25 protein-coding genes are annotated in these 21,702 nt (G+C 64.0%); 8 read left to right on the top strand and 17 right to left on the bottom strand.

Going from position 1 to position 21,702, the window contains the following annotated elements:
* Positions 1–73 precede the first annotated feature (73 nt).
* Positions 74–916 carry a 16S rRNA (adenine(1518)-N(6)/adenine(1519)-N(6))-dimethyltransferase RsmA gene (gene rsmA, locus ACR3EL_RS06965; RefSeq protein ID WP_170368575.1) on the top strand — a complete coding sequence of 281 codons (843 nt, stop codon included), beginning with the start codon at positions 74–76 and terminating at the stop codon, positions 914–916.
* Between the two features lie 68 nt (positions 917–984).
* On the opposite strand, the gene ACR3EL_RS06960 is transcribed toward rsmA, so the two are convergent.
* The 3 genes from ACR3EL_RS06960 to prfA all read right to left on the bottom strand — a co-directional run bounded on the left by ACR3EL_RS06960 (position 985) and on the right by prfA (position 3,694).
* Entirely contained in the window at positions 985–1,557 is a 573-nt protein-coding gene (locus ACR3EL_RS06960) for a DUF4167 domain-containing protein (protein ID WP_170338278.1), read from the bottom strand.
* A 239-nt stretch (positions 1,558–1,796) separates the two neighbouring features.
* Positions 1,797–2,642, bottom strand: coding sequence for a peptide chain release factor N(5)-glutamine methyltransferase (prmC, locus tag ACR3EL_RS06955; protein ID WP_170338276.1), 846 nt, complete (start codon positions 2,640–2,642; stop codon positions 1,797–1,799).
* The gene (gene prfA / locus ACR3EL_RS06950; RefSeq protein ID WP_170339442.1) at positions 2,639–3,694 is read right to left on the bottom strand and encodes a peptide chain release factor 1; all 1,056 of its coding nucleotides are present in this window, start codon (positions 3,692–3,694) and stop codon (positions 2,639–2,641) included. The genes prmC and prfA overlap by 4 nt, the downstream gene beginning before the upstream one ends.
* A gap of 62 nt (positions 3,695–3,756) precedes the next feature.
* Here prfA and ACR3EL_RS06945 point away from each other — a divergent pair, with 62 nt between their 5' ends.
* Positions 3,757–4,059, top strand: coding sequence for a hypothetical protein (locus ACR3EL_RS06945; RefSeq protein ID WP_480720966.1), 303 nt, complete (start codon positions 3,757–3,759; stop codon positions 4,057–4,059).
* Here the strand turns inward: ACR3EL_RS06945 and ACR3EL_RS06940 are convergent.
* The 4 genes from ACR3EL_RS06940 to ACR3EL_RS06925 all read right to left on the bottom strand — a co-directional run bounded on the left by ACR3EL_RS06940 (position 3,985) and on the right by ACR3EL_RS06925 (position 7,651).
* Entirely contained in the window at positions 3,985–4,392 is a 408-nt protein-coding gene (locus ACR3EL_RS06940; protein ID WP_480720964.1) for a DUF1499 domain-containing protein, read from the bottom strand. The two genes, ACR3EL_RS06945 and ACR3EL_RS06940, sit on opposite strands and share 75 nt — an antisense overlap.
* 66 nt (positions 4,393–4,458) lie before the next feature.
* Positions 4,459–5,406, bottom strand: coding sequence for an agmatinase (gene speB / locus ACR3EL_RS06935; protein ID WP_170358932.1), 948 nt, complete (start codon positions 5,404–5,406; stop codon positions 4,459–4,461).
* Positions 5,407–5,475: 69 nt separating this feature from the next.
* Entirely contained in the window at positions 5,476–6,453 is a 978-nt protein-coding gene (gene speB, locus ACR3EL_RS06930; RefSeq protein ID WP_170438999.1) for an agmatinase, read from the bottom strand.
* Between the two features lie 34 nt (positions 6,454–6,487).
* The gene (locus tag ACR3EL_RS06925) at positions 6,488–7,651 is read right to left on the bottom strand and encodes a M20 aminoacylase family protein (RefSeq protein ID WP_480720960.1); all 1,164 of its coding nucleotides are present in this window, start codon (positions 7,649–7,651) and stop codon (positions 6,488–6,490) included.
* A 66-nt stretch (positions 7,652–7,717) separates the two neighbouring features.
* Here ACR3EL_RS06925 and mazG point away from each other — a divergent pair, with 66 nt between their 5' ends.
* The 3 genes from mazG (at position 7,718) to ACR3EL_RS06910 (ending at position 10,024) form a co-directional block, all read left to right on the top strand.
* Positions 7,718–8,575 carry a nucleoside triphosphate pyrophosphohydrolase gene (gene mazG / locus ACR3EL_RS06920; RefSeq protein WP_170338264.1) on the top strand — a complete coding sequence of 286 codons (858 nt, stop codon included), beginning with the start codon at positions 7,718–7,720 and terminating at the stop codon, positions 8,573–8,575.
* A 61-nt stretch (positions 8,576–8,636) separates the two neighbouring features.
* Positions 8,637–9,578, top strand: coding sequence for a nucleoside hydrolase (locus tag ACR3EL_RS06915; protein WP_170338262.1), 942 nt, complete (start codon positions 8,637–8,639; stop codon positions 9,576–9,578).
* Entirely contained in the window at positions 9,575–10,024 is a 450-nt protein-coding gene (locus ACR3EL_RS06910) for a GNAT family N-acetyltransferase (protein ID WP_170338261.1), read from the top strand. The genes ACR3EL_RS06915 and ACR3EL_RS06910 overlap by 4 nt, the downstream gene beginning before the upstream one ends.
* On the opposite strand, the gene ACR3EL_RS06905 is transcribed toward ACR3EL_RS06910, so the two are convergent.
* From ACR3EL_RS06905 to ACR3EL_RS06875, 7 genes are all read right to left on the bottom strand, one after another.
* Positions 10,021–10,191, bottom strand: a complete 171-nt coding sequence (locus tag ACR3EL_RS06905; protein ID WP_170338259.1) for a hypothetical protein — start codon at positions 10,189–10,191, stop codon at positions 10,021–10,023. The genes ACR3EL_RS06910 and ACR3EL_RS06905 overlap by 4 nt on opposite strands.
* A 134-nt stretch (positions 10,192–10,325) precedes the next feature.
* On the bottom strand, positions 10,326–10,868 hold the full coding sequence (locus tag ACR3EL_RS06900) for a GNAT family N-acetyltransferase (RefSeq protein WP_480720956.1): 543 nt from the start codon (positions 10,866–10,868) through the stop codon (positions 10,326–10,328).
* Positions 10,869–10,913: 45 nt separating this feature from the next.
* Complete coding sequence (gene eno / locus ACR3EL_RS06895; RefSeq protein WP_480720954.1) at positions 10,914–12,191, bottom strand: phosphopyruvate hydratase; 1,278 nt, start codon at positions 12,189–12,191, stop codon at positions 10,914–10,916.
* Between the two features lie 135 nt (positions 12,192–12,326).
* Entirely contained in the window at positions 12,327–13,211 is an 885-nt protein-coding gene (locus tag ACR3EL_RS06890; protein WP_480720952.1) for a DMT family transporter, read from the bottom strand.
* A 148-nt stretch (positions 13,212–13,359) separates the two neighbouring features.
* Complete coding sequence (locus ACR3EL_RS06885) at positions 13,360–13,773, bottom strand: Fur family transcriptional regulator (RefSeq protein WP_093962302.1); 414 nt, start codon at positions 13,771–13,773, stop codon at positions 13,360–13,362.
* A gap of 81 nt (positions 13,774–13,854) precedes the next feature.
* Complete coding sequence (locus ACR3EL_RS06880) at positions 13,855–14,559, bottom strand: endonuclease/exonuclease/phosphatase family protein (RefSeq protein WP_170358914.1); 705 nt, start codon at positions 14,557–14,559, stop codon at positions 13,855–13,857.
* An 86-nt stretch (positions 14,560–14,645) separates the two neighbouring features.
* Positions 14,646–16,064: a protein adenylyltransferase SelO gene (locus tag ACR3EL_RS06875; protein ID WP_480720949.1), complete on the bottom strand. Its 1,419-nt coding sequence runs from the start codon at positions 16,062–16,064 to the stop codon at positions 14,646–14,648.
* Positions 16,065–16,130: 66 nt separating this feature from the next.
* Between ACR3EL_RS06875 and ACR3EL_RS06870 the strand changes: the two genes are divergently transcribed.
* Both ACR3EL_RS06870 and ACR3EL_RS06865 read left to right on the top strand, forming a co-directional pair.
* A complete protein-coding gene (locus ACR3EL_RS06870) occupies positions 16,131–16,550 on the top strand; it encodes a cupin domain-containing protein (RefSeq protein WP_170338248.1) in 420 nt (139 codons plus the stop codon).
* A 90-nt stretch (positions 16,551–16,640) separates the two neighbouring features.
* The gene (locus ACR3EL_RS06865) at positions 16,641–18,182 is read left to right on the top strand and encodes a phospholipase D family protein (protein ID WP_480720947.1); all 1,542 of its coding nucleotides are present in this window, start codon (positions 16,641–16,643) and stop codon (positions 18,180–18,182) included.
* A 12-nt stretch (positions 18,183–18,194) separates the two neighbouring features.
* Here the strand turns inward: ACR3EL_RS06865 and ACR3EL_RS06860 are convergent, their stop codons facing one another.
* The 3 genes from ACR3EL_RS06860 to ACR3EL_RS06850 all read right to left on the bottom strand — a co-directional run bounded on the left by ACR3EL_RS06860 (position 18,195) and on the right by ACR3EL_RS06850 (position 20,387).
* On the bottom strand, positions 18,195–18,647 hold the full coding sequence (locus ACR3EL_RS06860; RefSeq protein ID WP_170338245.1) for a TspO/MBR family protein: 453 nt from the start codon (positions 18,645–18,647) through the stop codon (positions 18,195–18,197).
* 29 nt (positions 18,648–18,676) lie between these two features.
* The gene (locus ACR3EL_RS06855; protein WP_170338243.1) at positions 18,677–19,189 is read right to left on the bottom strand and encodes an aggregation factor core; all 513 of its coding nucleotides are present in this window, start codon (positions 19,187–19,189) and stop codon (positions 18,677–18,679) included.
* Positions 19,190–19,265: 76 nt separating this feature from the next.
* Positions 19,266–20,387 (bottom strand): anhydro-N-acetylmuramic acid kinase, encoded by a 1,122-nt coding sequence (locus ACR3EL_RS06850; RefSeq protein ID WP_480720944.1) that lies wholly within the window; start codon positions 20,385–20,387, stop codon positions 19,266–19,268.
* 63 nt (positions 20,388–20,450) lie between these two features.
* Here ACR3EL_RS06850 and tyrS point away from each other — a divergent pair, with 63 nt between their 5' ends.
* On the top strand, positions 20,451–21,701 hold the full coding sequence (tyrS, locus tag ACR3EL_RS06845; protein ID WP_170338239.1) for a tyrosine--tRNA ligase: 1,251 nt from the start codon (positions 20,451–20,453) through the stop codon (positions 21,699–21,701).
* Position 21,702 lies beyond the last annotated feature (1 nt).

Genomic DNA, 21,702 nt, shown 5'->3' with positions numbered 1-21,702 from the left:
GCGCCAAATATCCCCGCCGGAGGCAAAAATTCTCTGGCGCACCGCCTGCCCCTCGCGCCACGGTAACCGGATCATGAGCGCAATCGACACCCTCCCCCCGCTGCGCGAGGTCATCGCCAAGCACCAGCTCTCGGCCCGCAAGTCGCTGGGCCAGAACTTCCTGCTCGATCTCAACCTGACGGCCAAGATCGCCCGGCAGGCCGGCGACCTGAGCCAATGCGACGTGCTGGAGATCGGCCCCGGCCCCGGAGGCCTGACCCGCGGTTTGCTGGCCGAAGGTGCGCGCAAGGTGGTGGCGGTGGAAAAAGATATCCGTTGCATCGCCGCGCTTCAGGAAATCGCCGCTGCCTATCCCGGGCGGCTCGAGGTCATCAATGGCGACGCTCTTGAAATCGATCCGCTTGAACATCTGACCCCGCCCATCCGCGTGGCGGCCAATCTGCCCTACAATGTGGGCACGGAACTGCTGGTGCGCTGGCTGACCCCGCCGGAATGGCCACCCTTCTGGCAGAGCCTGACCCTGATGTTCCAGCGCGAGGTGGCCGAGCGCATCGTGGCGCAGCCCGGCTCCAAGGCCTATGGCCGACTGGCGATTCTGGCCCAGTGGCGGGCCGAGGCGCGCATCGCCATGTCCCTGCCCCCCGGAGCGTTCACCCCGCCGCCCAAAGTCAGCAGCGCCGTGGTCCACCTGACCGCCCGGCCCGAACCCCGCTTTCCGGCGGATGCCGACACCCTGTCCCGCGTCGTGGCCGCTGCGTTCAATCAGCGCCGAAAGATGCTGCGCGCAGCGCTCAAGGGGTTGGCCCCCGATATCGAAGACCGTCTGACAGCCGCCGGCATAAAACCCACCGAACGCGCCGAGCAGGTCTCGCTCGAGGCCTTCTGTGCGCTGGCACGGGAACTGCAGAAAACCTGATCCCGAACGAAAACGGCCCCGGACATCTCTGACCGGGGCCTTTGAACTCTGTGCGCAACCGCTATGGCTTATTCGGCAGCCTCTGGTGCATCACCGCCGCCTTGGGGGGCCTGCTCTTCTACGGCCTTAGGCTTGCGTGCGCGCGGTCTCCGGGCAGGTTTGTCCTTGCGCTCGGCCGCTTCGGCCTTGGCGCCCGCGCTTTCGGGCGTCTCGACAAGCCCGGATTCAGGAGTATCCGAATCGGCGTTCAGATCAACGATGTCCGGCTGCGGAGCCTCGGCCGGGTCCGCTTGGCGTGCGGCTTCACGTTCCTGCCGTTCCGCCCGCTCCCGATCGCGCTCGGCCTGACGCTCGCGGTTCTGGCGTTCCTGCTCTTCCCGACGCGCTTCCATTTCGCGTTGCGCCTCGCTCAGCAGGCGCAGGTAATGCTCGGCATGTTGCTGAAAGTTTTCGGCAGCGACGCGGTCATTGGCCAGCTGTGCATCGCGCGCCAGCTGGTTGTACTTGTCAATGATCTGCTGCGGCGTGCCGCGCACCTTGCCCTCGGGCCCCGAGCTGTCGAAAACCCGGTTAACGACGTTTCCACCAGAGGGACGATTGCGGTTGTTCTTTGCCCGCGAGCGGGATTTGGAGGATCTCATCTTACTGTACGTCAGCCTTGTCTTGCACTGTCGATCCACCCGTATTCTGCGCTGCTCTGTGGCCTGTGCCGTCACGGGATGTCGACTTTTTTGGGCTTGGCGTCAGGGGTGCGCCGAAGGGGCGTCAACCGCGCTGACTACTCTGAGTAAGCATGTCCTGACGGCGCAGACAAGGGGTTAATACACCAAATGCCGGGTTTTTTACCCCGACCGGCGTAAATCGGCCTCAGAATCCGCGGCTAGCCCGGCATTCTAGCGCTTACCACCCGATCCCGCCCGTCCAGATCAGGAACGACACGGATATCCGCCAGCCCCGCCGCGTCGAACAACGCGCTGACCACCTGCGCCTGTGTCGGGCCGATTTCCACCAGAAGTCGTCCGCCGGGAACAAGGTGGTCCGGGGCGCCGGCCGCAATCCGACGATAGGCGTCCAGCCCGTCCGCTTCATCCGTCAAAGCCAGACGCGGCTCGTGCTCGCGTACTTCGGGCGACAGGCCATCCATCTCATCCAGCGCGATATAGGGCGGATTGGAAACGATCAGGTCGAAATACCCGCCAATGTTCTCAAACCAGTCCGAGCGCTGGATCTCTGCCCGATCCTGCACCCCATGGGCCACCGCATTGGCGCTGGCCTGCAGACAGGCGGCCTCGCTCAGATCGACGCCCAGCCCGGTTGCGCTGGTGCGTTCCGCCAGCAAGGTGATCAGGATGCAGCCCGAGCCGACGCCCAGGTCCAGCACGCGGTCAAACGGCTGGCTCAGGGCCGCTTCGATCAGCGCCTCGGTTTCGGGGCGCGGGTCCAGCACGTCGCGGCTGACGCGGAAGCGTCGGCCGTAAAACTCGCGCTCACCCAGCAGATGGGAAACCGGAACCCGGATCGCGCGCAGCGACACCAGTTGCTCATAGCGTTCGGCGATCTCGGGCGAGAGCTCTTCGGGAGCGATCAGGGTCACGCGGCTGGCCTCGATCCGGGCGGCATGGGCCAGCAGGACCCTAGCGTCCCGCGCCGGGTCGTCCACACCTGCGGCCCGCAGGCGCGCGGTGGCGGCCACCATGGCCTGTGCCGCTGTCAGCGCCGCGATCATTGCGCCATCTCCGCCAACAGGCGCGCCTGATCATCGGCGGTCAGCGCGTCGATCACCTCGTCCAGATCGCCCTGCATGATCTGGTCGAGTTTGTAGAGCGTCAGGTTGATCCGGTGATCGGTCATCCGGCCCTGCGGGAAATTATAGGTACGGATGCGCTCGGAGCGGTCGCCCGACCCCACCTGGCTGGCCCGGTCGGCCGAGCGTTCGCTGTCGATCCGCTGACGTTCGAGGTCATAGAGACGCGTCTTGAGCACCTGCATCGCGATCTCGCGGTTGCGGTGCTGCGACTTCTCGGAACTGGTCACCACGATTCCCGTGGGCAGGTGCGTGATCCGCACCGCCGAGTCGGTGGTGTTCACATGCTGTCCGCCTGCGCCCGAGCTTCGCATCGTGTCGATACGCAGGTCATTGGGGTCGATCTGGATGTCCACGTCCTCGGCCTCGGGCAGAACCGCCACGGTCGCCGCCGAGGTGTGGATGCGCCCACCGCTTTCGGTTTCGGGCACGCGTTGAACGCGGTGCACGCCGGATTCGTATTTCAGCCGGGCAAAAACGTTGTCGCCCTTGATATGGGCCACCACTTCCTTGATACCACCCAGTTCGGTCTGCTGTTCTTCGATGATCTCTAGCTGCCAGCCGCGCGCCTCGGCATAGCGCTGATACATCCGCAGCAGGTCGCCCGCGAACAAAGCCGCCTCGTCGCCGCCGGTGCCGGGGCGGATCTCCAGCATCGCCGGCCGCGCATCGGCCGCGTCCTTGGGCAGCAGCGCCAGTTGCAGCGCATGCTCGACCTCGGGGATGCGCGCCTTGAGCTGCGGGATCTCCTCCTCGGCCAGCTCTTTCATGTCGGGGTCGCCCAGCATCGCCTCGGCCTCGGCCAGATCGGCCCGCAGCTGACGCCAGGCTGCGATCTGTTCGACCACCGGCTTGAGGTCGGAATATTCCTTGGCCAAAGCCGCGATATCCCCGCCCGAGGCGCCATCGGACATGGCCGCTTCGAGGTACTGGAATCGCTGAGTGATCTGTTCAAGACGTTCTTCGGGGATCATTGGGGCGGTGTCTATCATCCGACGGCTTTGGTCAAGGCCCCGGCTTGTGCTAAGCTATGCGCATGAAACGGATCATTGCCCTGTTGATTGTCTGCGCAACGCCCGGTCTGGCCGATGTCATCGGCCCCGGTGGCAAAGTGCAGGATTGCTATTGCACCGACACATCCGGCAGCCGCGTCGAACTGGGCGAGATGGTCTGCCTGCAGGTCGATGGCCGCATGTTCATGGCTCAGTGCCAGATGTCGCTGAACGTGCCGATGTGGCGCGAGGTGTCCGAGGGGTGCCTGTCTTCAGGACTGCAGAGCCGCCAGCCAACCGTCGACCCGGGTACGGTTGACGTCGAAATCCCGTCGGCCAAATCGTAACCGCCCGAAGATGCGCAGCGTGTCGCCGTCCTGCTGGGCGGTGGTGTAGTCGGGAAAGCCGAACACCCGGCTGCGGGAGACATAGGTGATCAGGCCCTCATCCACCGATCCGGCCAGCACCGTCGTGCGCGGCGTCGCCCGCGCCACTTGGTCCAGCCGCGCGAGGCCGTCCGGTCCGGTCTGCAACACGCGGATCACGCCTCCGGGCAGGTCACGATCTGCCTCGGCCACGACCTGCACATGCCAGCGCGCGGGATCGGACGGTGCCAGCCGCACAAAGAGGCCAAGCCCGACAACCGCGGCGACAACCAACCAAACAACCATGCGTTTCATTCCAATCAGACCTTCCGACAGAACCCTAGCCGCCCGCCGGTACGGGGCAAGGCCTGCCGGCCCCGCTTACCGTGACGTCACACCGGGCAGGATGCACAGCAGCTCGAACAGCAGGTTTGCTGCCGTCAACGCGGTGTTGCCCGACGGATCATAGGGTGGAGAGACCTCGACCAGGTCGCAGCCCACCACGTTCATGCCCCCAAGCGCGTGGATCAGCTGCAGCGCCTGCGGCGTGGTCAGCCCTCCGATCTCGGGCGTGCCGGTGCCGGGGGCATAGGCCGGGTCCAGGCTGTCGATGTCGTAGGTGACATAAACCGGATGCTTGCCGATTTCCTTGCGGATCAACGCCCCGATCTGGGTCAGGTTCTGTTGCCACAACTCCCACGCAGGAAACTGCCGGAACCCCCAGCCCTTTGCCTCGGTGAAATCGCTGGCCGCATAGCCCGAGCCGCGGATACCGACCTGAAAGGTCCTGTCGGGCACGATCAGCCCCTCTTCATACGCGCGGCGGAAGACGGTTCCGTGGGTCTCACGCTCACCGAACATCTCGTCATTGACGTCGGCATGGGCGTCCACATGCACCAGGGCAACAGGCCCATGTTTTGCGGCAACGGCCCGCAGAATCGGCAGGGTGATCGAATGATCGCCCCCCATCGCCACCGGGATCACGCCCTGCGCCAGGATCGCGTCATAGCTTTCCTTGATGATCCGAAGGCTGTCGGCCAGCGAGAAGGTGTTGATCGCCAGATCTCCGATATCGGCGATCTGGAGGCTGTCGAAAGGCGCGGCGAAGGTAGCCATGTTGTAGGGCCGGATCATCGCGCTTTCGGCGCGGATCTGCTTGGGGCCGAACCGGGTGCCCGACCGCCATGAGGTTCCGATATCCATCGGCACGCCCAGCACCGCCACGTCCAGCCCCGCCAGCGTATCGGCCGCGGGCAACCGCATGAAGGTGTTCGGCCCCGAAAACCGCGCCAGATCATTGCCGCTGATGGGTTGGTTGAATTGGCTCATGGCGTGCGCGCCCCCTGTCCCGTTGGTTCACCTGATACCGGCCATAGCAAAACCATGGCTAACCAATGGTTAAAGCCGCCCGTCTTTCGCCAGCTTGGTCCATCCCAGCAGGCAGATGATCTGGGTCGCCACATGCGCCCCCGCGATCGCCGTGGCCCCCGACGTGTCAAACGGCGGAGACACCTCGACCACGTCGCCGCCCTTGATGTTGATCCCGGCGATGTCACGCAGGATGATCTGCGCCTGGATCGAGCTGAGCCCACCCCAGACCGGGGTTCCGGTGCCGGGGGCAAAGGCCGGGTCCAGCCCGTCGATGTCAAAGCTCAGATAGACCGGACTGTCGCCCAGGATGCCCTTGATCTTCTGCGCCACGGCGGCGGGGCCGGATTCATAGACCTCGCGCGCGTCGATGATGTTGACGCCCAGCGTGTCCTCGTTGGTGGTGCGGATCCCCACCTGGACCGAGCGTTTCGGGTCCACGATTCCCGACTTCACCGCCTTGTAGAACATGGTGCCGTGGTCCACCCGGCTCATGTCGTCATCGGCCCAGGTGTCGGTATGGGCGTCGAACTGCAACAGGGACATCGGGCCGTATTTCTCGGCATAGGCCTTGAGAATGGGAAAGCTGATATAGTGGTCGCCCCCCAGCGTGACCGAAGCCACATCCGCCGCCAGAATGGTGCGGATATGGTCGGTCAGCGTGTCGGGAAAGGCCGGGATGTTGGCATAGTCATAGGCCATGTCGCCATAGTCGATGATCGCCAGCTCGCTGAGCGCATCGAAGGGCCAGCCATAGGGCGCATCGGGCGATTGCAGGGCGCTGGCCTCGCGGATCGCGCGCGGGCCCAGACGGGTGCCGGGGCGATTGGTTACCGCCTGATCAAACGGCACGCCGGTCACGGCGATATCCACGCCTTTCAGGTTCTTGGTGTAGAGCCGCCGTAGAAAGGATGTGGCCCCGCCAAAGGTGTTTTCATAACTCAACCCCTTCAGGTCGGGGTTGGTAAAGGCCTCATCGACCTGATTTTTTGCGTCTTCCAATGCCATTGTGGCCCGTTTCCTCCCTGTATTGTCCGGACCGTCAGGTCAACGGCTGCGCCTTTTCGACGATGCGCGCAAAGAACGAGGCACCCACCGGTGCGACCTCGTCGTTGAAATTGTATTTCGGGTGATGCAGCCCCGGACCGTCGCCCTGCCCAAGGAACAGATAGGCGCCCGGGCGTTCCTGCAGCATGTACGAGAAGTCCTCGGCCCCCATCTCGCGGCCCGAATTTGCGATCACCCGATCGGCGCCTGCCACTTCGCGCGCCACCTCGGCGGCGAAACCGGTCTTGTCCGCATCGTTGACCGTGGCCGGATAGCCGACGACATAATCCAATGTCGCCGTAACGCCGTAGGACGCCGCCTGCCCCTGCACGATTTCCTCAAGGCGGGTCATCACCATCTGCTGCACCGCCGGATCGAAGGTGCGGACGGTGCCGTTCAGATAGGCGGTGTCGGGGATCACGTTGTTCACGGTCCCGGTGTGGATCTGGGTGACCGAGATCACCAGGTCGTCCAGCGCATAATGGTTGCGGCTGACGATGGTCTGGATCGCTTGTGCGATTCCGCAGGCGGCCATGACCGGGTCGCGCGTCTCGTGCGGCATGGCGCCATGGCCACCGACGCCCTGAATGTGGATGTCGAACGTGTCGACCGCCGCCATGATCGGCCCGGGCGTAGTATAGAAAGCACCCTCGGCAAAGCCCGGCGCATTGTGCAGCGCATAGACCTGAGCGATGTCGAACCGGTCCATCACACCCTCTTTGACCATGATATCGGCGCCGCCGCCCTCTTCCTCGGCGGGCTGGAACAGCAACGCCACGCGGCCCCGGAAATTCCGCGTCTCGGCCAGATACCGCGCCGCGCCCAGCAGCATGGTCGTGTGCCCGTCATGCCCGCAGGCATGCATCATGCCGGGAGTCTTCGAGGCATAGTCCACACCCGTTTCCTCAGCGATCGGCAGCGCATCCATGTCGGCGCGCAGCCCGATCGTGGGACCGTCGCCCTGCCCGTTGATGATCGCCACGATCCCGGTCTGGGCGATCCCTTCGTGCAGCTCGTCCACGCCGAATTCGCGCAGCCGTTCGGCCACGAAGGCGGCGGTCTGATGGCAGTCCAACTCCAGTTCCGGGATCGTGTGCAGGTGCTGGCGCCATTCGGCCATGTCGGCGGCGTAATCGGCAATTCGGTTGACGACGGGCATCGGGGGTGGACTCCTGATCCAAGCTGCGGGATGGATGCATCTGACACCGGAACAAGGGGCTTCGCAATGGCTGAAAATCCACTGATCCACGATACTGACGCCGGAATCGAGCGGCTGCTGGAAATCATGCGCCGCCTGCGTGACCCGGACACCGGCTGCCCGTGGGACATCGAACAGGATTTCGCCACCATCGCCCCCTACACGATCGAAGAGGCCTACGAGGTCGCCGACGCCATCGAACGGCAGGCCTGGGACGAGCTCAAGGGCGAGCTGGGCGACCTGCTGTTCCAGTCGGTCTTTCACGCGCAGATGGCCGAAGAGGCCGGGCATTTCACCTTTCAGGACGTGGTGCGCACCATGTCCGACAAGATGGTGGCCCGCCACCCGCATGTCTTCGGCGACGAATCCCGCGACAAGTCTGCCGAACAACAGACCCGCGACTGGGAGGCGATCAAGGCCGCCGAGCGCGCCGGCAAAGAGCAGAAAGGTGCGCTGGACGGCGTGGCCGCGAACCTGCCCGCCCTGCTGCGCGCCTACAAGCTGCAGAAACGCGCCGCGCGGGTGGGTTTCGACTGGCCCGATGTCAGCCATGTGCTGGCCAAAATCACAGAAGAGGCCGCCGAACTGGCAGAGGCGCGCGACCAGAGGGACGCCGACGCGCTTGAGGATGAATTTGGCGACCTGCTGTTCGTGATCGTCAACCTCGGCCGCCATCTGGGTATCGAGCCCGAGGCCGCGCTGCGCCGCGCCAACGCCAAGTTCACCCGCCGCTTCGAGCAGGTCGAGGCCCGTCTGACCGCGCGTGGCAAGACCCCTTCGGACAGCACGCTGGAGGAGATGGACGCCCTGTGGGACGCGGTGAAAACCGAAGAACACCGGGCAAATGGCAAACTCCCGCCGGTGGCCACCGGAACAGGGGCCTGAAACCGCTGGACAAGCGGCGCGCGGATTGCCAGTCTCCGCCCTTCAAGACCCCGGAGGCCCCATGACCGCGCGCAAGATCATCATCGACACCGACCCCGGACAGGACGACGCCGTCGCCATCCTGCTGGCGCTGGCCAGCCCCGACGAAATCGAGGTGCTGGGCATCACCGCCGTCGCCGGCAACGTGCCGCTGGAACTGACGGCCAAGAATGCGCGCATCGTCTGCGAACTGGCCGGTCGCACCGATATTCCGGTCCATGCGGGCTGCGATCGACCGCTGAAACGCCCGCTGATCACCGCCGAGCACGTGCATGGCAAGACCGGGCTGGACGGCCCCGTACTGCCTGACCCGCAGATGCCGTTGGCCGAGGGGCATGGCGTCGATTTCATCATCGACACTCTGCGCGCGCAGGATCCCGGCACCGTAACACTCTGCCCGCTGGGGCCGCTGACAAACATCGCCACGGCCTTTCAAAAGGCGCCCGACATTGTTGAACGCATACAGGAAATCGTGCTGATGGGGGGCGCTTACTTCGAAGTCGGAAACATCACACCCACCGCTGAATTCAACATCCATGTCGACCCCGAGGCCGCTGATATCGTGTTCAAATCCGGCGTTCCGATCGTGGTGATGCCACTGGATGTGACGCACAAGGCGCTGGTCACCAAACCGCGCAATGACGCGTTCCGGGCCCTTGGCGCCAAGGTCGGCATTGCTGTCGCCGAAATGACCGATTTCTTTGAACGTTTCGACAAGGAAAAATACGGCAGCGAAGGTGCGCCCCTGCACGATCCCTGCGTGACCGCTTATCTGATCCGGCCCGAGCTGTTCTCGGGCCGCCATGTGAACGTGGAAATCGAGACCCAGTCGGACCTTACGCTCGGCATGACCGTCGCCGACTGGTGGGGCGTCACCGACCGCACGCCCAACGCGCTGTTCATCGGCGACGTGGATGCCGACGGGTTCTTTGCCCTGCTGACCGAACGGCTGGCGCGGCTATGAGCGCCGCTCTGCGCCTTGCCCGCCCCGAGGACCTTGATCGCCTGATGGGCCTGGTCGCCGCCTTTCACGCTGAGGCCGGGATCCAGCAGGACCCCGACCAAAGGCGCGATGCGCTGATGCCTCTGCTGGAAGGCATCCCGCACGGCTGTATCTATCTGATCGGCCCGTCGCGCGCGCCGCTGGGTTATATCATACTGACCTTTGGTTGGTCGGTCGAGTTCGGGGGGATGGACGGGTTCGTGGACGAAATCTACATCCGGCCGGCCATTCGCGGCCGCGGAATTGCCACCGAGGTTCTATTGGACTTGCCCAAAGCACTGGCCGGGGCCGGCCTGACGACCCTGCATCTGGAAGTGGATCGAACCAACGAGGCCGCGCAGAAACTCTACCTTCGGACCGGTTTCAAACCGCGCGACCGTTACATGTTGATGAGCAAAAAGCTCTAGCGTGATTCACCGCGGAAGATCAGCCCGGGATTGTAGTACATTTCTTGCACCGGATCGTTCTGCGACACCGGCTCGCCGGTGATCGGGTAAGTGTCAGGACCTGCGCAGGCCGCCAGAACCCCGACGGAAAGCACGGAAATAACGAGAAGGATTCTTGAAGCGGACATCACGTTCTCCTTTTCTGCTGTACCGTCAAACTACGCCCGACAACGTCGCACTTGTAGGAACAAGTTCACACATAATCACATTTATGTTTGCATTTTTTCTCCCTGCCTGCCCCGAACTCCGGGTTAAAGGGAGATTACCCTGCAATTCCATTGGGTTCAGCGGGGTCACCCGTCAGCGACATTTCGAAGAATAACAGCTGACCCTCGGCGATTTCGGGTATATCCGAATAGGCATCGCGCAGCTTGAACCCCAGAGACAGATACAGCCGAGTCGCCGCTTCCAGCGGTTTCCCGGTGTCCATCCGGATCAACTCAAACCCGTCTTTGCGGCACTGAGCGATCAGCGCCTGCATGATCGCACACCCCGCACCAGTGCCCCGAGCGTCATCGGTCACGAACACGCGCTTGATCTCGGCGATACCCGGACCGATCGTCTGGAACATCCCGCAGCCCACCGCCTGCCCGTCCAGCATCGCCAGCCGGGTCCCGCCCTTGGGCGGCATATGCTCGATCTCGATGGCGGACAGAACAGCCGCATATTTCTCGGGTGGATAGAACGTGTTCACGACCTGCCGCGACCGTTCATCCAGCCTCAGCAGATAGGCGTGATAATCCCAACACAAACGCCGGACAGCATCAAACTGGTCCGGCGTTTTTGGTTCAACGATACTCAGCATAAAGGACCCCCGGCCAATGTCGGGGGCAGCCTAGCAGCTTGCGGCTTACTTGCGAAGGATCGAACGCCCCGCGTATTCCGCGACCTCGCCCAGCGATTCCTCGATGCGGATCAGCTGGTTGTACTTGGCCAGCCGGTCCGACCGCGCCAGCGAGCCGGTCTTGATCTGACCGCAGTTGGTCGCCACGGCCAGATCGGCGATGGTGGCGTCCTCGGTCTCGCCCGAGCGGTGGCTCATCACGTTGGTGTAGCCGGCCCGGTGCGCCATATCCACGGCGCGCAGCGTTTCGGTCAGCGAACCGATCTGGTTCACCTTGACCAGCATCGAGTTGGCGCAGCCTTTCTCGATCCCCTCGGCCAGGCGCGCCGGGTTGGTCACGAACAGGTCGTCACCCACCAGCTGCACCTTGCCGCCCAGCTCGTCGGTCAGCGCCTTCCAGCCGTCCCAGTCATCCTCGGACATGCCATCCTCGATCGAAATGATCGGATAGTCGTTCACCAGGGCTGCCAGATAGGCCACGTTCTCGTCGCTGCTGAGCGTCTTGCCCTCGCCCGCCAGAACGTATTTGCCATCCTTGAAATATTCGGTCGCGGCGCAGTCCAGCGCCAGATAGATCTCGTCGCCCGGCTTGTAGCCCGCCTTCTCGATCGACTTGAGGATGAAATCCAGCGCCTCTCGGGTCGAGGCGATGTTGGGGGCAAACCCGCCCTCGTCGCCGACACCGGTGGCCAGCCCGGCGGCCGACAGTTCCTTTTTCAGGGTGTGGAACACTTCCGAACCCATGCGCACCGCCTCGCGGATGCTGCTGGCGGCCACGGGCATGATCATGAATTCCTGGATGTCGATCGGGTTGTCGGCATGTTCGCCGCCATTGATAATGTTCATCATCGGCACCGGCAGGACGCGCGCCGAGGTACCACCCACGTAGCGATAAAGCGGCTGGGTGGTGAAATCCGCGGCCGCCTTGGCCACCGCCAGCGAGACGCCCAGAATTGCGTTCGCACCCAGGCGGGCCTTGTTGGGGGTGCCGTCCAGCTCGATCATCGCGGCGTCGATCGCCACCTGCTCGGTCGCGTCAAAGCCCACCAGCTCTTCGGCGATCTCGCCATTCACGGCGGCCACGGCTTCAAGCACGCCCTTGCCCATGTAACGGGACTTGTCGCCATCGCGCTTTTCAACCGCCTCATAGGCGCCGGTCGATGCGCCCGAAGGCACGGCCGCCCGGCCCATGGTGCCGTCTTCCAGAACCACGTCCACCTCGACGGTGGGGTTGCCCCGGCTGTCCAGGATTTCGCGTGCGTGGATGTCGATGATGGTGCTCATGATACCGGTCCCTGAAAATGCGTTCGGTTGCATGCCTCATACCAGCACGCGGGGAAAAGTAAACCGGGTCCGTTATCGCTAACACGCATATTTTCTGGCCTTTAGCGCCAACAGCGGCGTGTTTGCGCCAACAGGTCAGCAGACCGCCGGGGCCATGGACCGCGCGATGCGCCGTTCGCGGATGAACGTGTACATGCCCGACCCGATGATCAGCGACGCGCCGATCATGGTCATCAGGTCCGGCCGTTCGCCGAACATCCACATCCCTGCCAAGATCGAAAACAGCAGCCGCGTATAGCGGAACGGCGTCAGGGCCGAGGCCTCGCCCACGCGCATTGCGGTCACGATCCCCAGATAGCCTAGAACACCAAAACCAACGGCACCGAAATAGGGTCCGATCTGCCCCATCTGCAGCGGCGCCAGAGGCTGCGCCGAGGTCAGCATCAGCACGCCGCCGGCAATGGCGACCGCCGCATAGGCCTGCAACGCCACCACGGCCGAGGCCACGCGCGCGTCCAGCCGGCGGGTGATCAGGTCCCGCGCGGCAATGGCGATGACGCTGGCCACCACGAACAGAGCCTCGGGCCGAAACCCGTCCAGACCGGGGCGGATGATCATCAGAACGCCGATGAACCCAACGCCGATTGCGCTCCAACGGCGCCAGCCGACCTGCTCGCGCAGGAAGAGAGCGGCCCCCATCGTGACCACCAGCGGCATCGCCTGGAACACGGCCGCAACGGTCGACAGGTCGACCAAGGACAAGGCGGTGACAAAACTCAGCGCCCCGACCGCCTCGGTGCACGCGCGGATCACGAGCAGCGGTTGCCAAGCGGCCGAGTCAAAGATCGGTTTGCGTGTCACGATGGCCATGGCGGCAAAGACTAGCGCGCAGAACAGCCCCAGCACGATCATGACCTGACCAGTCGGCACGGTGACCGACAGATGCTTGATGAACATGTCCTCAAGCGTGAAGGCGGCCATAGCGCCGATGACCAGCAGGATGCCGTTCGCGTTGTTCATGTCGTTGCCTATTGATTTCGGAGGGCCTAATTGCCGCGTCGCAACGCAGAAGACCCGGATCGCGCCGCCGTGGCAAGCGCGAAGAGGGCTTGGAATCATGAATAGATTTTAGATGACCAATCGCTTTTGGTGATGTGTCCCGGCCGGATCAATCCTTGTCCAGCGGAACTCCGTACAACTCCAACCGATGACCTTTCAGGCGATAGCCCAGCTTCGAGGCGATCTTTTCCTGCAGGGCTTCGATCTCGGGGTCCACGAATTCAATCACCTCGCCCGAGTTCATGTCGATCAGGTGATCGTGGTGGTCGCGCTCGGCGTCCTCATAGCGCGCACGCCCGTCGCCGAATTCCAGCCGTTCGAGAATGCCGGCCTCTTCGAAAAGTTTGACGGTGCGATAGACGGTTGCGATCGAAATGCCCGCATCCAGCGCCGAGGCGCGTGCGTACAGTTCCTCGACATCGGGATGATCATCACTGTCCTGCAGTACCTGCGCGATGGTTCGACGCTGGCCGGTCATGCGCAGGCCTTTGGCTTCGCAACGCGCGATGATCGTGTCCGCCATGTCATCCCCCAGAATCCGTTCGGGTTTCTGTCTTAGTACGTCCGCGCAGATTTCGCCACTGTGATTTGCGCCCGCTGCGCCTTAGCCCGCCAGCCGCAGATCGGCCCAGACCGGCAGGTGGTCCGAGGCGATATGCGCGGGCCGTTCCCCGTGCACGCCGTGGGCCAGCGCCTCGAGCCCACCGCCCAGCGCGATCCGGTCCAGCGCGCCCAGAGGCTGCGCGGCGGGAAAGCTGGGCACAGGCGGCAGGAACCGCATGTCGGGAGCCAGACGGTCAAGAATCGGTTGGCGTGACCATTCGTTGAAATCCCCTGCCCAGACGGTGGGCATCCGGTCCAGCGCGCGGCCGTCCTGCCGCAGGTGGATGATCTGCTGACGGCGCCACGCCGAGAACAGCCCCAGATGCATCCCCATCACCCGCAAAGGCCCGATATGGGTGTCGAACTCGACCCGGACCGCCCCGCGCGGCTCCAGCCCCGGCAGATCGTGATGCGCGGCGCAGCGCACCCGGATGTGGTCTCCCCGCCAGATCACCGCGTTGCCATGCCAGCCCAGACTGCCCGCACCGCCCAGATCGACGATCTTCCACCCGGCCTCGTCCAGCATGAAATGCGGCAGCGCCGCCGGGCGCGGCGGCAGGCGTTTGTCGGCCTCTTGAAGCACCACGATATCGGCGCCCAGCCGGTCCAGCACCTGCAGGATGCGCTGCGGCTGGCGTCGCAGGTCCAGTCCGACGCATTTCTGGATGTTGTAGCTGGCAAGGCGCAGCTTGGGCAAAGTGGTCATCGGTTTTCTACGGTTGTACCCCGTCAGGATTCGCAGGATCGCGCCCGGACGCAAGCCGATAGTTCAGCACAGTTGCCGAAACCCGCTCAGGTGCCGCAAAAGGTGGCATGCACCACCTCGTCCTGCGTGGGCGGTCGCATCAAGTCGGCGGCGTCGGGCTGGTCGTCATAGGGCCGGGCCAGCACTGCGTTCAGCCGGTGGAACGGGGCATAGTCGCCCTGAACGGCGGCCTGGATCATCTGTTCGACCCGGTGGTTGCGCGGGATGAAGGCGGGGTTGGCCGCGTGCATCACCGCGGCCGGGTCCGCCTCGCGCGTCAGTCGCGCGCGCCACCCCACGGCCCAGCCGTCGAAAGCCGCCGGATCGGTGAACTGGTCCCGCGCCGCATCGCTGCCCAGCGCGCGGAAGGTATTGGTGAAATCGGCCTGACTCTGCGCCATCCGCGTCAGCAGGTCCGAGATCAGCGCAAGGTCGCCGTCCTCCTCGGTGGTCAGGCCGATCTTGGCCCGGAACCGGCGCAGCCAGTGCTTCTGCATCAAATCGGGCATGGCATGTACGATCTCGGTCGCCTCTTCCACGGCGGCCTGCTTGTCCTCGATCTGCTGGATCAGCGCCGTCGCCAGCTGTGCAAGGTTCCAGACTGCGATCTCGGGCTGGTTAGAATAGGCATAGCGCCCCATCCGGTCGATCGAGCTGTAGACGGTGTTGGGGTGATAGCTGTCCATGAAGGCGCAGGGGCCATAGTCGATGGTTTCGCCCGAGATGGCGCAGTTGTCGGTGTTCATCACCCCGTGGATGAAGCCCACCGCCATCCACTGCGCGATCAGCGCGGACTGCGCGTCACGCACGGCGCGCAGCAGGCCCATCGGCCCGACGGCGTCCGGGTAGTGGCGCGCGATGGCATAGTCGGTCAGCCGCTGCAGGTCGGCGATCTGGCCGCGTGCGGCGAACACCTGAAACGTACCCACCCGCAGATGGCTTTGCGCCACGCGGGTCAGTACCGCGCCGGGCATCGGGCCTTCGCGCAGCACGACCTCGCCGGTTTCCACCGCCGCCAGCGCCCGCGTGGTGGGAATACCCAGCGCGTGCATCGCCTCGGACAAGACATATTCGCGCAGAACCGGCCCCAGCCAGGCCCGCCCGTCGCCCTGCCGCGAAAACGGCGTGCGCCCCGAGCCCTTGAGCTGAATGTCGCGGCGGATCCCGTCCGTGCCCACCACCTCGCCCAACAGCACCGCGCGCCCGTCGCCCAGCTGCGGGTTGTAGTTGCCGAACTGGTGGCCGGAATACAGCTGCGCCAGCGGCTCGGCCCCGTCAGGCAGGGTATTGCCTGCAAAAACCTCGGCCATGTCCTGCGCGTCGCCGGGCGAGATGCCCAGCACCCGCGCCAGATCATCATTGAAAGCCAACAGCCGTGGCGCGCGCACGGGTTCGGGCGACTGGCGCGCATAAAAGGCGCCGGGCAGCCGGGCATAGGAATTGTCGAAGGGGATCGTCAGGGTCATGGCGCAAACATATGATCTGTGCGCAGTATTGCCAGCACCAAATCCCATCGCCGTGAAAGGCTCGCCATGACCGCCGACCAGATCATCGACCACCTGCAACTGCAGCCCCACCCCGAAGGCGGCTGGTATGCCGAGACCTGGCGCGCGGACAACAACGGCCGCCCCACCGCGACCTGCATCTATTTCCTGCTGAAACAGGGCGAGGCCAGCCACTGGCACCGGGTCGATGCGACCGAGATCTGGCTGTTTCACGCCGGCGCGCCGCTGATCCTGTCGATCAGCGAAACCGATACCGGGCCTGCAAGCGATCACATGCTGTCCCCTGACCTGAGCGAAGGTACGCCTCAGGTCATCGTACCCGCCGGGCATTGGCAGGCCGCCCGCAGCACCGGGGACTACACATTGGTCAGCTGTACCGTCTCGCCGGGGTTCCAGTTCGACGGGTTCGAACTGGCGCCTCCGGAGTTCGACATTCCCAGAGGCTAAACCTTCAGTCCTTGCTGAACCATGCTTGAACTTGCCCTGCCCGATGCGGCAAGGTTCGCTTGTGAATGATTGGGCATAGATGAGGGCGCGATGCGGCTGATCAAGACTTTGGTGACCGTGGCCGTGATCCTCGGCCTGGGCGTGCTTGGGCTGCGACTGGCCTTTCCGCTACCCAAGACCAATTTCTCGGAGCGGACATACAGCCAACCCGCGGATTGGACTGGTCCGCTGGGCCAAGCCATCGAGCCGGCGATGCAGCGCAATCCCGGGCTGGATGGCGTCCGCCCCCTCGGTCAGGGGCATACCGCATTTGCCGCACGCGCCATTCTCGCGCGTGAGGCGGTCTCGTCCATCGATGCCCAATACTATATCTGGCAGGATGACGTGACTGGCCTGATGCTGCTGGACGAATTGCGTGCGGCGGCGGAGCGAGGCGTGCGCGTGCGCCTCCTGGTCGATGACAACGGCATCTCGGGGCTGGACCCGCTTCTGGCTGAACTGGATGCCATGCCAACGGCCCATGTCCGCATTTTCAACCCGTTCACGTTGCGCAATCCCAAGCTGCTGTCCTATCTGTTCGATTTCGGAAGGTTGAACCGTCGCATGCACAACAAGTCCATGACGGTGGACGGCGTGGCCACGATTGTCGGGGGCCGAAACATCGGCGACATCTACTTCGACTATGGGGCCGGGACGCACTATCTGGATGTCGATACCATCGCGATCGGTCCGATCGTGGACGAGGTAGCCGAGTCGTTCGATGCCTTTTGGAACAGCGGCTCGGCCTATGATGCCGCGTTGTTCCTGCCCGATGCAACCGACCCAAGCCTGAAAGCGCTGGCCGAGGCCGCGCGTCAGACCGCGGCCGGGGCCGGATACCAAAAGGCGATCCGCGACAATGAACTGGCCGACCGCATCGCCGCCCGCGATCTGCCGTTCGAATGGAGCGCGGTCGAACTTTTTGTCGATGACCCGGCCAAGGGGCTTGGCCAGGTGGAGGACGAGAACCTCATGGTCGAGCGTCTCATCGCCTTTGCCGAAAGCTCTGAGATATCGCTCGATCTGGTCTCGGCCTATTTCATTCCCGGTCCCCGCGGGGCCGAGTTGCTTGAGCGGTTGGCGTCATCCGGGGTCAAAGTCCGGGTCCTGACCAATTCACTGGATGCGACCGATGTGATGCCGGTTCATGCCGCTTACATGGCCTATCGCGACGACCTGCTGGCAAGCGGGGTTCAGTTGCTGGAGCTGCGCGCGTTGCGCGACGAGCACAAGGAACGCAGCCTGCCCGAGATTCTTGCAGGTTCCGCGTCGGGCCTGCATGCAAAGGTGTTTGGCTCGGATGGCAAAAGGATCTTCATCGGCTCATACAATCTGGACCCGCGTTCGGCCCGGCTGAACACCGAGATGGGCCTGCTGATCGAGAGCCCCACGATCGCGACAGATCTTGCCCGGCAACTGGACAAGCCGGAATTTGCCTATCGCGTCGAGATGGACGATGACGGTGGGCTGGTCTGGGTTCAGCAGACCAAGGACGGGACGACCACGACCTTTGAGACCGACCCGAACACCTCTCGGTTCCAGCGCGGCCTTGCCGCCGTCGTCAGGTGGCTGCCGGTCGAGTGGATGCTCTGACCACCGCTGGCGTCAGTTAAGGACCGCGATCGACAGGTTCAGAACAGTCGCAAACGCCACCCATGCCAAATAGGGCACGAACGCCCATGCCGAAACGCGATCCACCGGGCGGACGTGTTTGATGAACAGAACAATCACCACCAGCAGCGCCAGGATCACTACCAATGCCAGCCAAGGCTGGTGCAGCACGAAGAATGCGGGCGACCACAAGAAGTTCAGGCCCAGCTGCGCCCACCACAGGCGCATCGCGGGCGATCCCCGGTCGCGTTCGAACTGCCGCCATCCCGCCATCGCGATCAGCACGTACAGAACCGTCCAGACCGGGCCGAACACCCAGCCCGGCGGGTTGAAGACCGGTTTGTTCAGGTTTGCATACCACTCCCCCGGCCCCGTCAGAGTGCCTATCAGTATGCCGCCTCCCATTACCAGAACCAGAAATGCGATACGTGTCAGGGTCTTGGTCATGCCGGTTCCATCCGCAGGTGCACTGCCGCTCAGCAGGTCCCTACCGGTATAGCCGCGCGGGCCGCCGAGGAAAAGACGCCACGCGGCGGGTTTTGCGCGCCTTCCAGAGAGACCGTCGCGCCCTGAATCTCGGCCCCCGACACGGTGATCTCGCGTCCGCCGCCCGTGTCATCCACGTCGATCGTAAAGGCGATTTCCGCACCGGGCGGCATGGCACGGATGTCCAGATCGACCATTGACTGCCCGTCCTGAACCTGAGGCAACCCGTTCAGAAACTCGGACCCCGAAACCATTTCAAAGGGCTGAAATACTTCAACCCCTGCCCCCGCACCGGTGACATCAAAGATCAGCCCGCCCTGCGACGAGGACAAATCCAGACGCACCGTTGCAGCAGACAGGCTGCAATCGCTGGCGTTGCGAAGAACGAAGCGGTCCTTTGGCGCTCCCTCGACGAACTCAACCTGCACGTCGGCCATGGCAGGCACTGCGAGCATGAACGCGGCGGCACAACCGGCCGCATTTTTGACAAGGGAACCGATCATCTTCATCTCCGGCATTGTTGTGGCTACTGCTACAATTACGCCCGAGCGCCTTGGCAGGATCATTTTTCGCCGCGTTTCAGCGCGGTGCGCCCGGCGACACCCGGCTGACCGTGCCCCCGCCGACCAACGCCTTGACACCGGTGGTGCCGGGGCAAGAGGTCGGCATCCCCCGCGCCACGCGCACCGCCAGATAGGCAAAGGCCTGCGCCTCAAGCATGTCGCCATCCAGACCTACGGCCTCGACCGGATCGACCGGGCAGTCCATCGCCACGCGCAGCATCTCCATCAAGACCGGGTTCCTGCGCCCGCCGCCGGTGACCAGCACCCGCGCGGTCGGTTTGGGGCAATGCTCCATCCCCTGCACCACCCCGGCGGCGCTCATGCCAGTCAGGGTGGCGACGGCGTCGGCGTCACTCAATTCCTTCACCAGGCCGATCATTTCGGCGAAATCGTTGCGGTCCAGCGATTTGGGCGGCAGACGGTTGAAATACGGCTCGGCCAGAAACAGCTCCAGCGCTCCGGTCTCGACCGTTCCCTGCCGGGCCAGCGCGCCGTCGCGGTCCATCGGCAGGCCCAGACGCGCCTGCACCAGGTCGTCGATCGGCGCATTGGCCGGGCCGGTGTCAAAGGCCAACAGCGCACCTGGCGCCTCGGGTCCGTCAAAGGACGGGTCCACATAGGTCAGGTTGCCGACACCGCCCAGGTTCAGAAAGCACAAGGGCGCCGTGGCCCCGACATACTTGGCGCAGGCAAAGTGGAAAAACGGCGCCAGCGGCGCGCCCTCGCCGCCCATGGCCACGTCATCACTGCGGAAATCCCAGACCACGGGCACACCCAGCGCAACCGCCAGCCCCTCGCCATCGCCTACCTGCAACGTGCCCTTGCCGCGCGGCTCATGCGCAAGGGTCTGGCCGTGAAAGCCGATCAGTTCCACGTCCTCGAATTCCGACAGCAGCTCGGCATGGGCGCGGGTCACCAGATCTTCGGCGGCGTGCACCTCGGGTCCGCTCCATTTGCCAAGCGCGGCGCGCAGCAGCTTGCGCTCGTCCTCGGTATAGGGCCGGTAGGCACTGTCGCCGAACCGCAGGATCTGCCGCCCGTCGGTTTCCACCACCGCCGCATCGACCCCATCGAGCGAGGTGCCCGACATGGCCCCCAGTGCCCGCACTGCCCCAACTTTGCCTCGGGCCTTATTCATGGCCTTTTCCTTCCCTCGTTCGCCGCCTATAACGTGCCCCGCAATTCAACCCCGAGGCAAGACATGACGTATCACCCCAAATCGGATTTCATCGCCACGATGATCGAGCGCGGCTTTCTGGCCGATTGCACCGATTATCAGGGCCTTGACGATGCTCTGACAAGCGGGGTGCAGACAGCCTATATCGGGTATGACGCCACCGCCCAGTCCCTGCATGTCGGGCATCTGATGAACATCATGGTGCTGCGCTGGTTCCAGAAGCTGGGGCACAAGCCGATCACCCTGATGGGGGGCGGCACCACCAAGGTGGGCGATCCCTCGTTCCGCTCGGACGAACGCCCCTTGCTGGGCCCCGAGCAGATCGACGCCAACATCGCCGGCATGCAGAAGGTGTTCGACAAGTACCTGTCCTATGACGACAGCGACACCGGCGCGCTGATGCTGAACAATGCCGAATGGCTGGACGATCTGAACTATCTCGATTTCCTGCGGGACATCGGGCGCCATTTTTCGGTCAACCGGATGCTGTCCTTTGAATCGGTGAAATCGCGGCTGGACCGGGAACAATCCCTGTCGTTCCTCGAGTTCAACTACATGATCCTGCAGGCCTATGACTTTCTGGAACTGAACCGTCGTTACAGCTGCATCCTGCAGATGGGTGGATCTGACCAGTGGGGCAACATCGTCAACGGCATCGACCTGACGCGCCGAGTGCTGGATCATGAGATCTATGGCCTGACCACGCCCCTGCTGACCACCAGCGACGGGCGCAAGATGGGCAAAAGCCAGGGCGGCGCCATCTGGCTGAACGGCGACATGCTGTCGCCTTACGAGTTCTGGCAGTTCTGGCGCAACACTACTGACGCCGACGTGGGCCGCTTCCTGAAGATCTTCACCGAACTTCCGGTGGACGAATGCGACCGCATGGGCGCGCTGCAGGGGTCCGAAATCAACGAGGCCAAGATCCGTCTGGCCAACGAGGTCACGACCCTGCTGCACGGTTCCGAGGCCGCGGCCAAGGCCGAGGCCACCGCGCGCGAGGTGTTCGAAAAGGGCGGCGTGGGCGGCGACCTGCCCACCCTGACCCTGACAGCCGAGGATCTGGGCGACGGCATCTCGGTCGTGCAGCTGATCGTGAAGTCGGGCCTGGCGAAATCGGGCAAGGAGGCCAAGCGCTTGATTTCCGAAAACGGCGCCCGTCTGGACGACGCACCGCTGACCGATGCCGGGCTGATGATCGACGCAGCGGCCCTTTCCTCGCCCATCAAGCTGAGCGCGGGCAAGAAGCGGCACGCGCTGGTGCAACTGGGCTGAA

Source organism: Ruegeria sp. BJ3, assembly GCF_056535665.1.
The sequence above is the reverse complement of the archived record's forward strand: the minus strand, read 5'-3'. Positions and strand labels throughout refer to the sequence as shown.

Excerpts from the sequence above, each read along its gene's own strand:
- prfA (WP_170339442.1), bottom strand. The coding sequence starts at position 3,694 with ATGATCCCCGAAGAACGTCTTGAACAGATCACTCAGCGATTCCAGTAC.
- ACR3EL_RS06910 (WP_170338261.1), top strand. The coding sequence starts at position 9,575 with ATGAGCGCCGCTCTGCGCCTTGCCCGCCCCGAGGACCTTGATCGCCTG.
- speB (WP_170438999.1), bottom strand. The coding sequence starts at position 6,453 with ATGGCATTGGAAGACGCAAAAAATCAGGTCGATGAGGCCTTTACCAAC.
- ACR3EL_RS06905 (WP_170338259.1), bottom strand. The coding sequence starts at position 10,191 with ATGTCCGCTTCAAGAATCCTTCTCGTTATTTCCGTGCTTTCCGTCGGG.
- ACR3EL_RS06940 (WP_480720964.1), bottom strand. The coding sequence starts at position 4,392 with ATGAAACGCATGGTTGTTTGGTTGGTTGTCGCCGCGGTTGTCGGGCTT.
- mazG (WP_170338264.1), top strand. The coding sequence starts at position 7,718 with ATGGCTGAAAATCCACTGATCCACGATACTGACGCCGGAATCGAGCGG.
- ACR3EL_RS06880 (WP_170358914.1), bottom strand. The coding sequence starts at position 14,559 with ATGACCACTTTGCCCAAGCTGCGCCTTGCCAGCTACAACATCCAGAAA.
- ACR3EL_RS06865 (WP_480720947.1), top strand. The coding sequence starts at position 16,641 with ATGCGGCTGATCAAGACTTTGGTGACCGTGGCCGTGATCCTCGGCCTG.
- ACR3EL_RS06850 (WP_480720944.1), bottom strand. The coding sequence starts at position 20,387 with ATGAATAAGGCCCGAGGCAAAGTTGGGGCAGTGCGGGCACTGGGGGCC.
- ACR3EL_RS06900 (WP_480720956.1), bottom strand. The coding sequence starts at position 10,868 with ATGCTGAGTATCGTTGAACCAAAAACGCCGGACCAGTTTGATGCTGTC.
- ACR3EL_RS06960 (WP_170338278.1), bottom strand. The coding sequence starts at position 1,557 with ATGAGATCCTCCAAATCCCGCTCGCGGGCAAAGAACAACCGCAATCGT.
- ACR3EL_RS06875 (WP_480720949.1), bottom strand. The coding sequence starts at position 16,064 with ATGACCCTGACGATCCCCTTCGACAATTCCTATGCCCGGCTGCCCGGC.
- ACR3EL_RS06855 (WP_170338243.1), bottom strand. The coding sequence starts at position 19,189 with ATGATCGGTTCCCTTGTCAAAAATGCGGCCGGTTGTGCCGCCGCGTTC.
- speB (WP_170358932.1), bottom strand. The coding sequence starts at position 5,406 with ATGAGCCAATTCAACCAACCCATCAGCGGCAATGATCTGGCGCGGTTT.
- ACR3EL_RS06870 (WP_170338248.1), top strand. The coding sequence starts at position 16,131 with ATGACCGCCGACCAGATCATCGACCACCTGCAACTGCAGCCCCACCCC.
- ACR3EL_RS06915 (WP_170338262.1), top strand. The coding sequence starts at position 8,637 with ATGACCGCGCGCAAGATCATCATCGACACCGACCCCGGACAGGACGAC.
- prmC (WP_170338276.1), bottom strand. The coding sequence starts at position 2,642 with ATGATCGCGGCGCTGACAGCGGCACAGGCCATGGTGGCCGCCACCGCG.
- rsmA (WP_170368575.1), top strand. The coding sequence starts at position 74 with ATGAGCGCAATCGACACCCTCCCCCCGCTGCGCGAGGTCATCGCCAAG.
- tyrS (WP_170338239.1), top strand. The coding sequence starts at position 20,451 with ATGACGTATCACCCCAAATCGGATTTCATCGCCACGATGATCGAGCGC.
- ACR3EL_RS06860 (WP_170338245.1), bottom strand. The coding sequence starts at position 18,647 with ATGACCAAGACCCTGACACGTATCGCATTTCTGGTTCTGGTAATGGGA.
- ACR3EL_RS06925 (WP_480720960.1), bottom strand. The coding sequence starts at position 7,651 with ATGCCCGTCGTCAACCGAATTGCCGATTACGCCGCCGACATGGCCGAA.
- ACR3EL_RS06890 (WP_480720952.1), bottom strand. The coding sequence starts at position 13,211 with ATGAACAACGCGAACGGCATCCTGCTGGTCATCGGCGCTATGGCCGCC.
- ACR3EL_RS06945 (WP_480720966.1), top strand. The coding sequence starts at position 3,757 with ATGAAACGGATCATTGCCCTGTTGATTGTCTGCGCAACGCCCGGTCTG.
- ACR3EL_RS06885 (WP_093962302.1), bottom strand. The coding sequence starts at position 13,773 with ATGGCGGACACGATCATCGCGCGTTGCGAAGCCAAAGGCCTGCGCATG.
- eno (WP_480720954.1), bottom strand. The coding sequence starts at position 12,191 with ATGAGCACCATCATCGACATCCACGCACGCGAAATCCTGGACAGCCGG.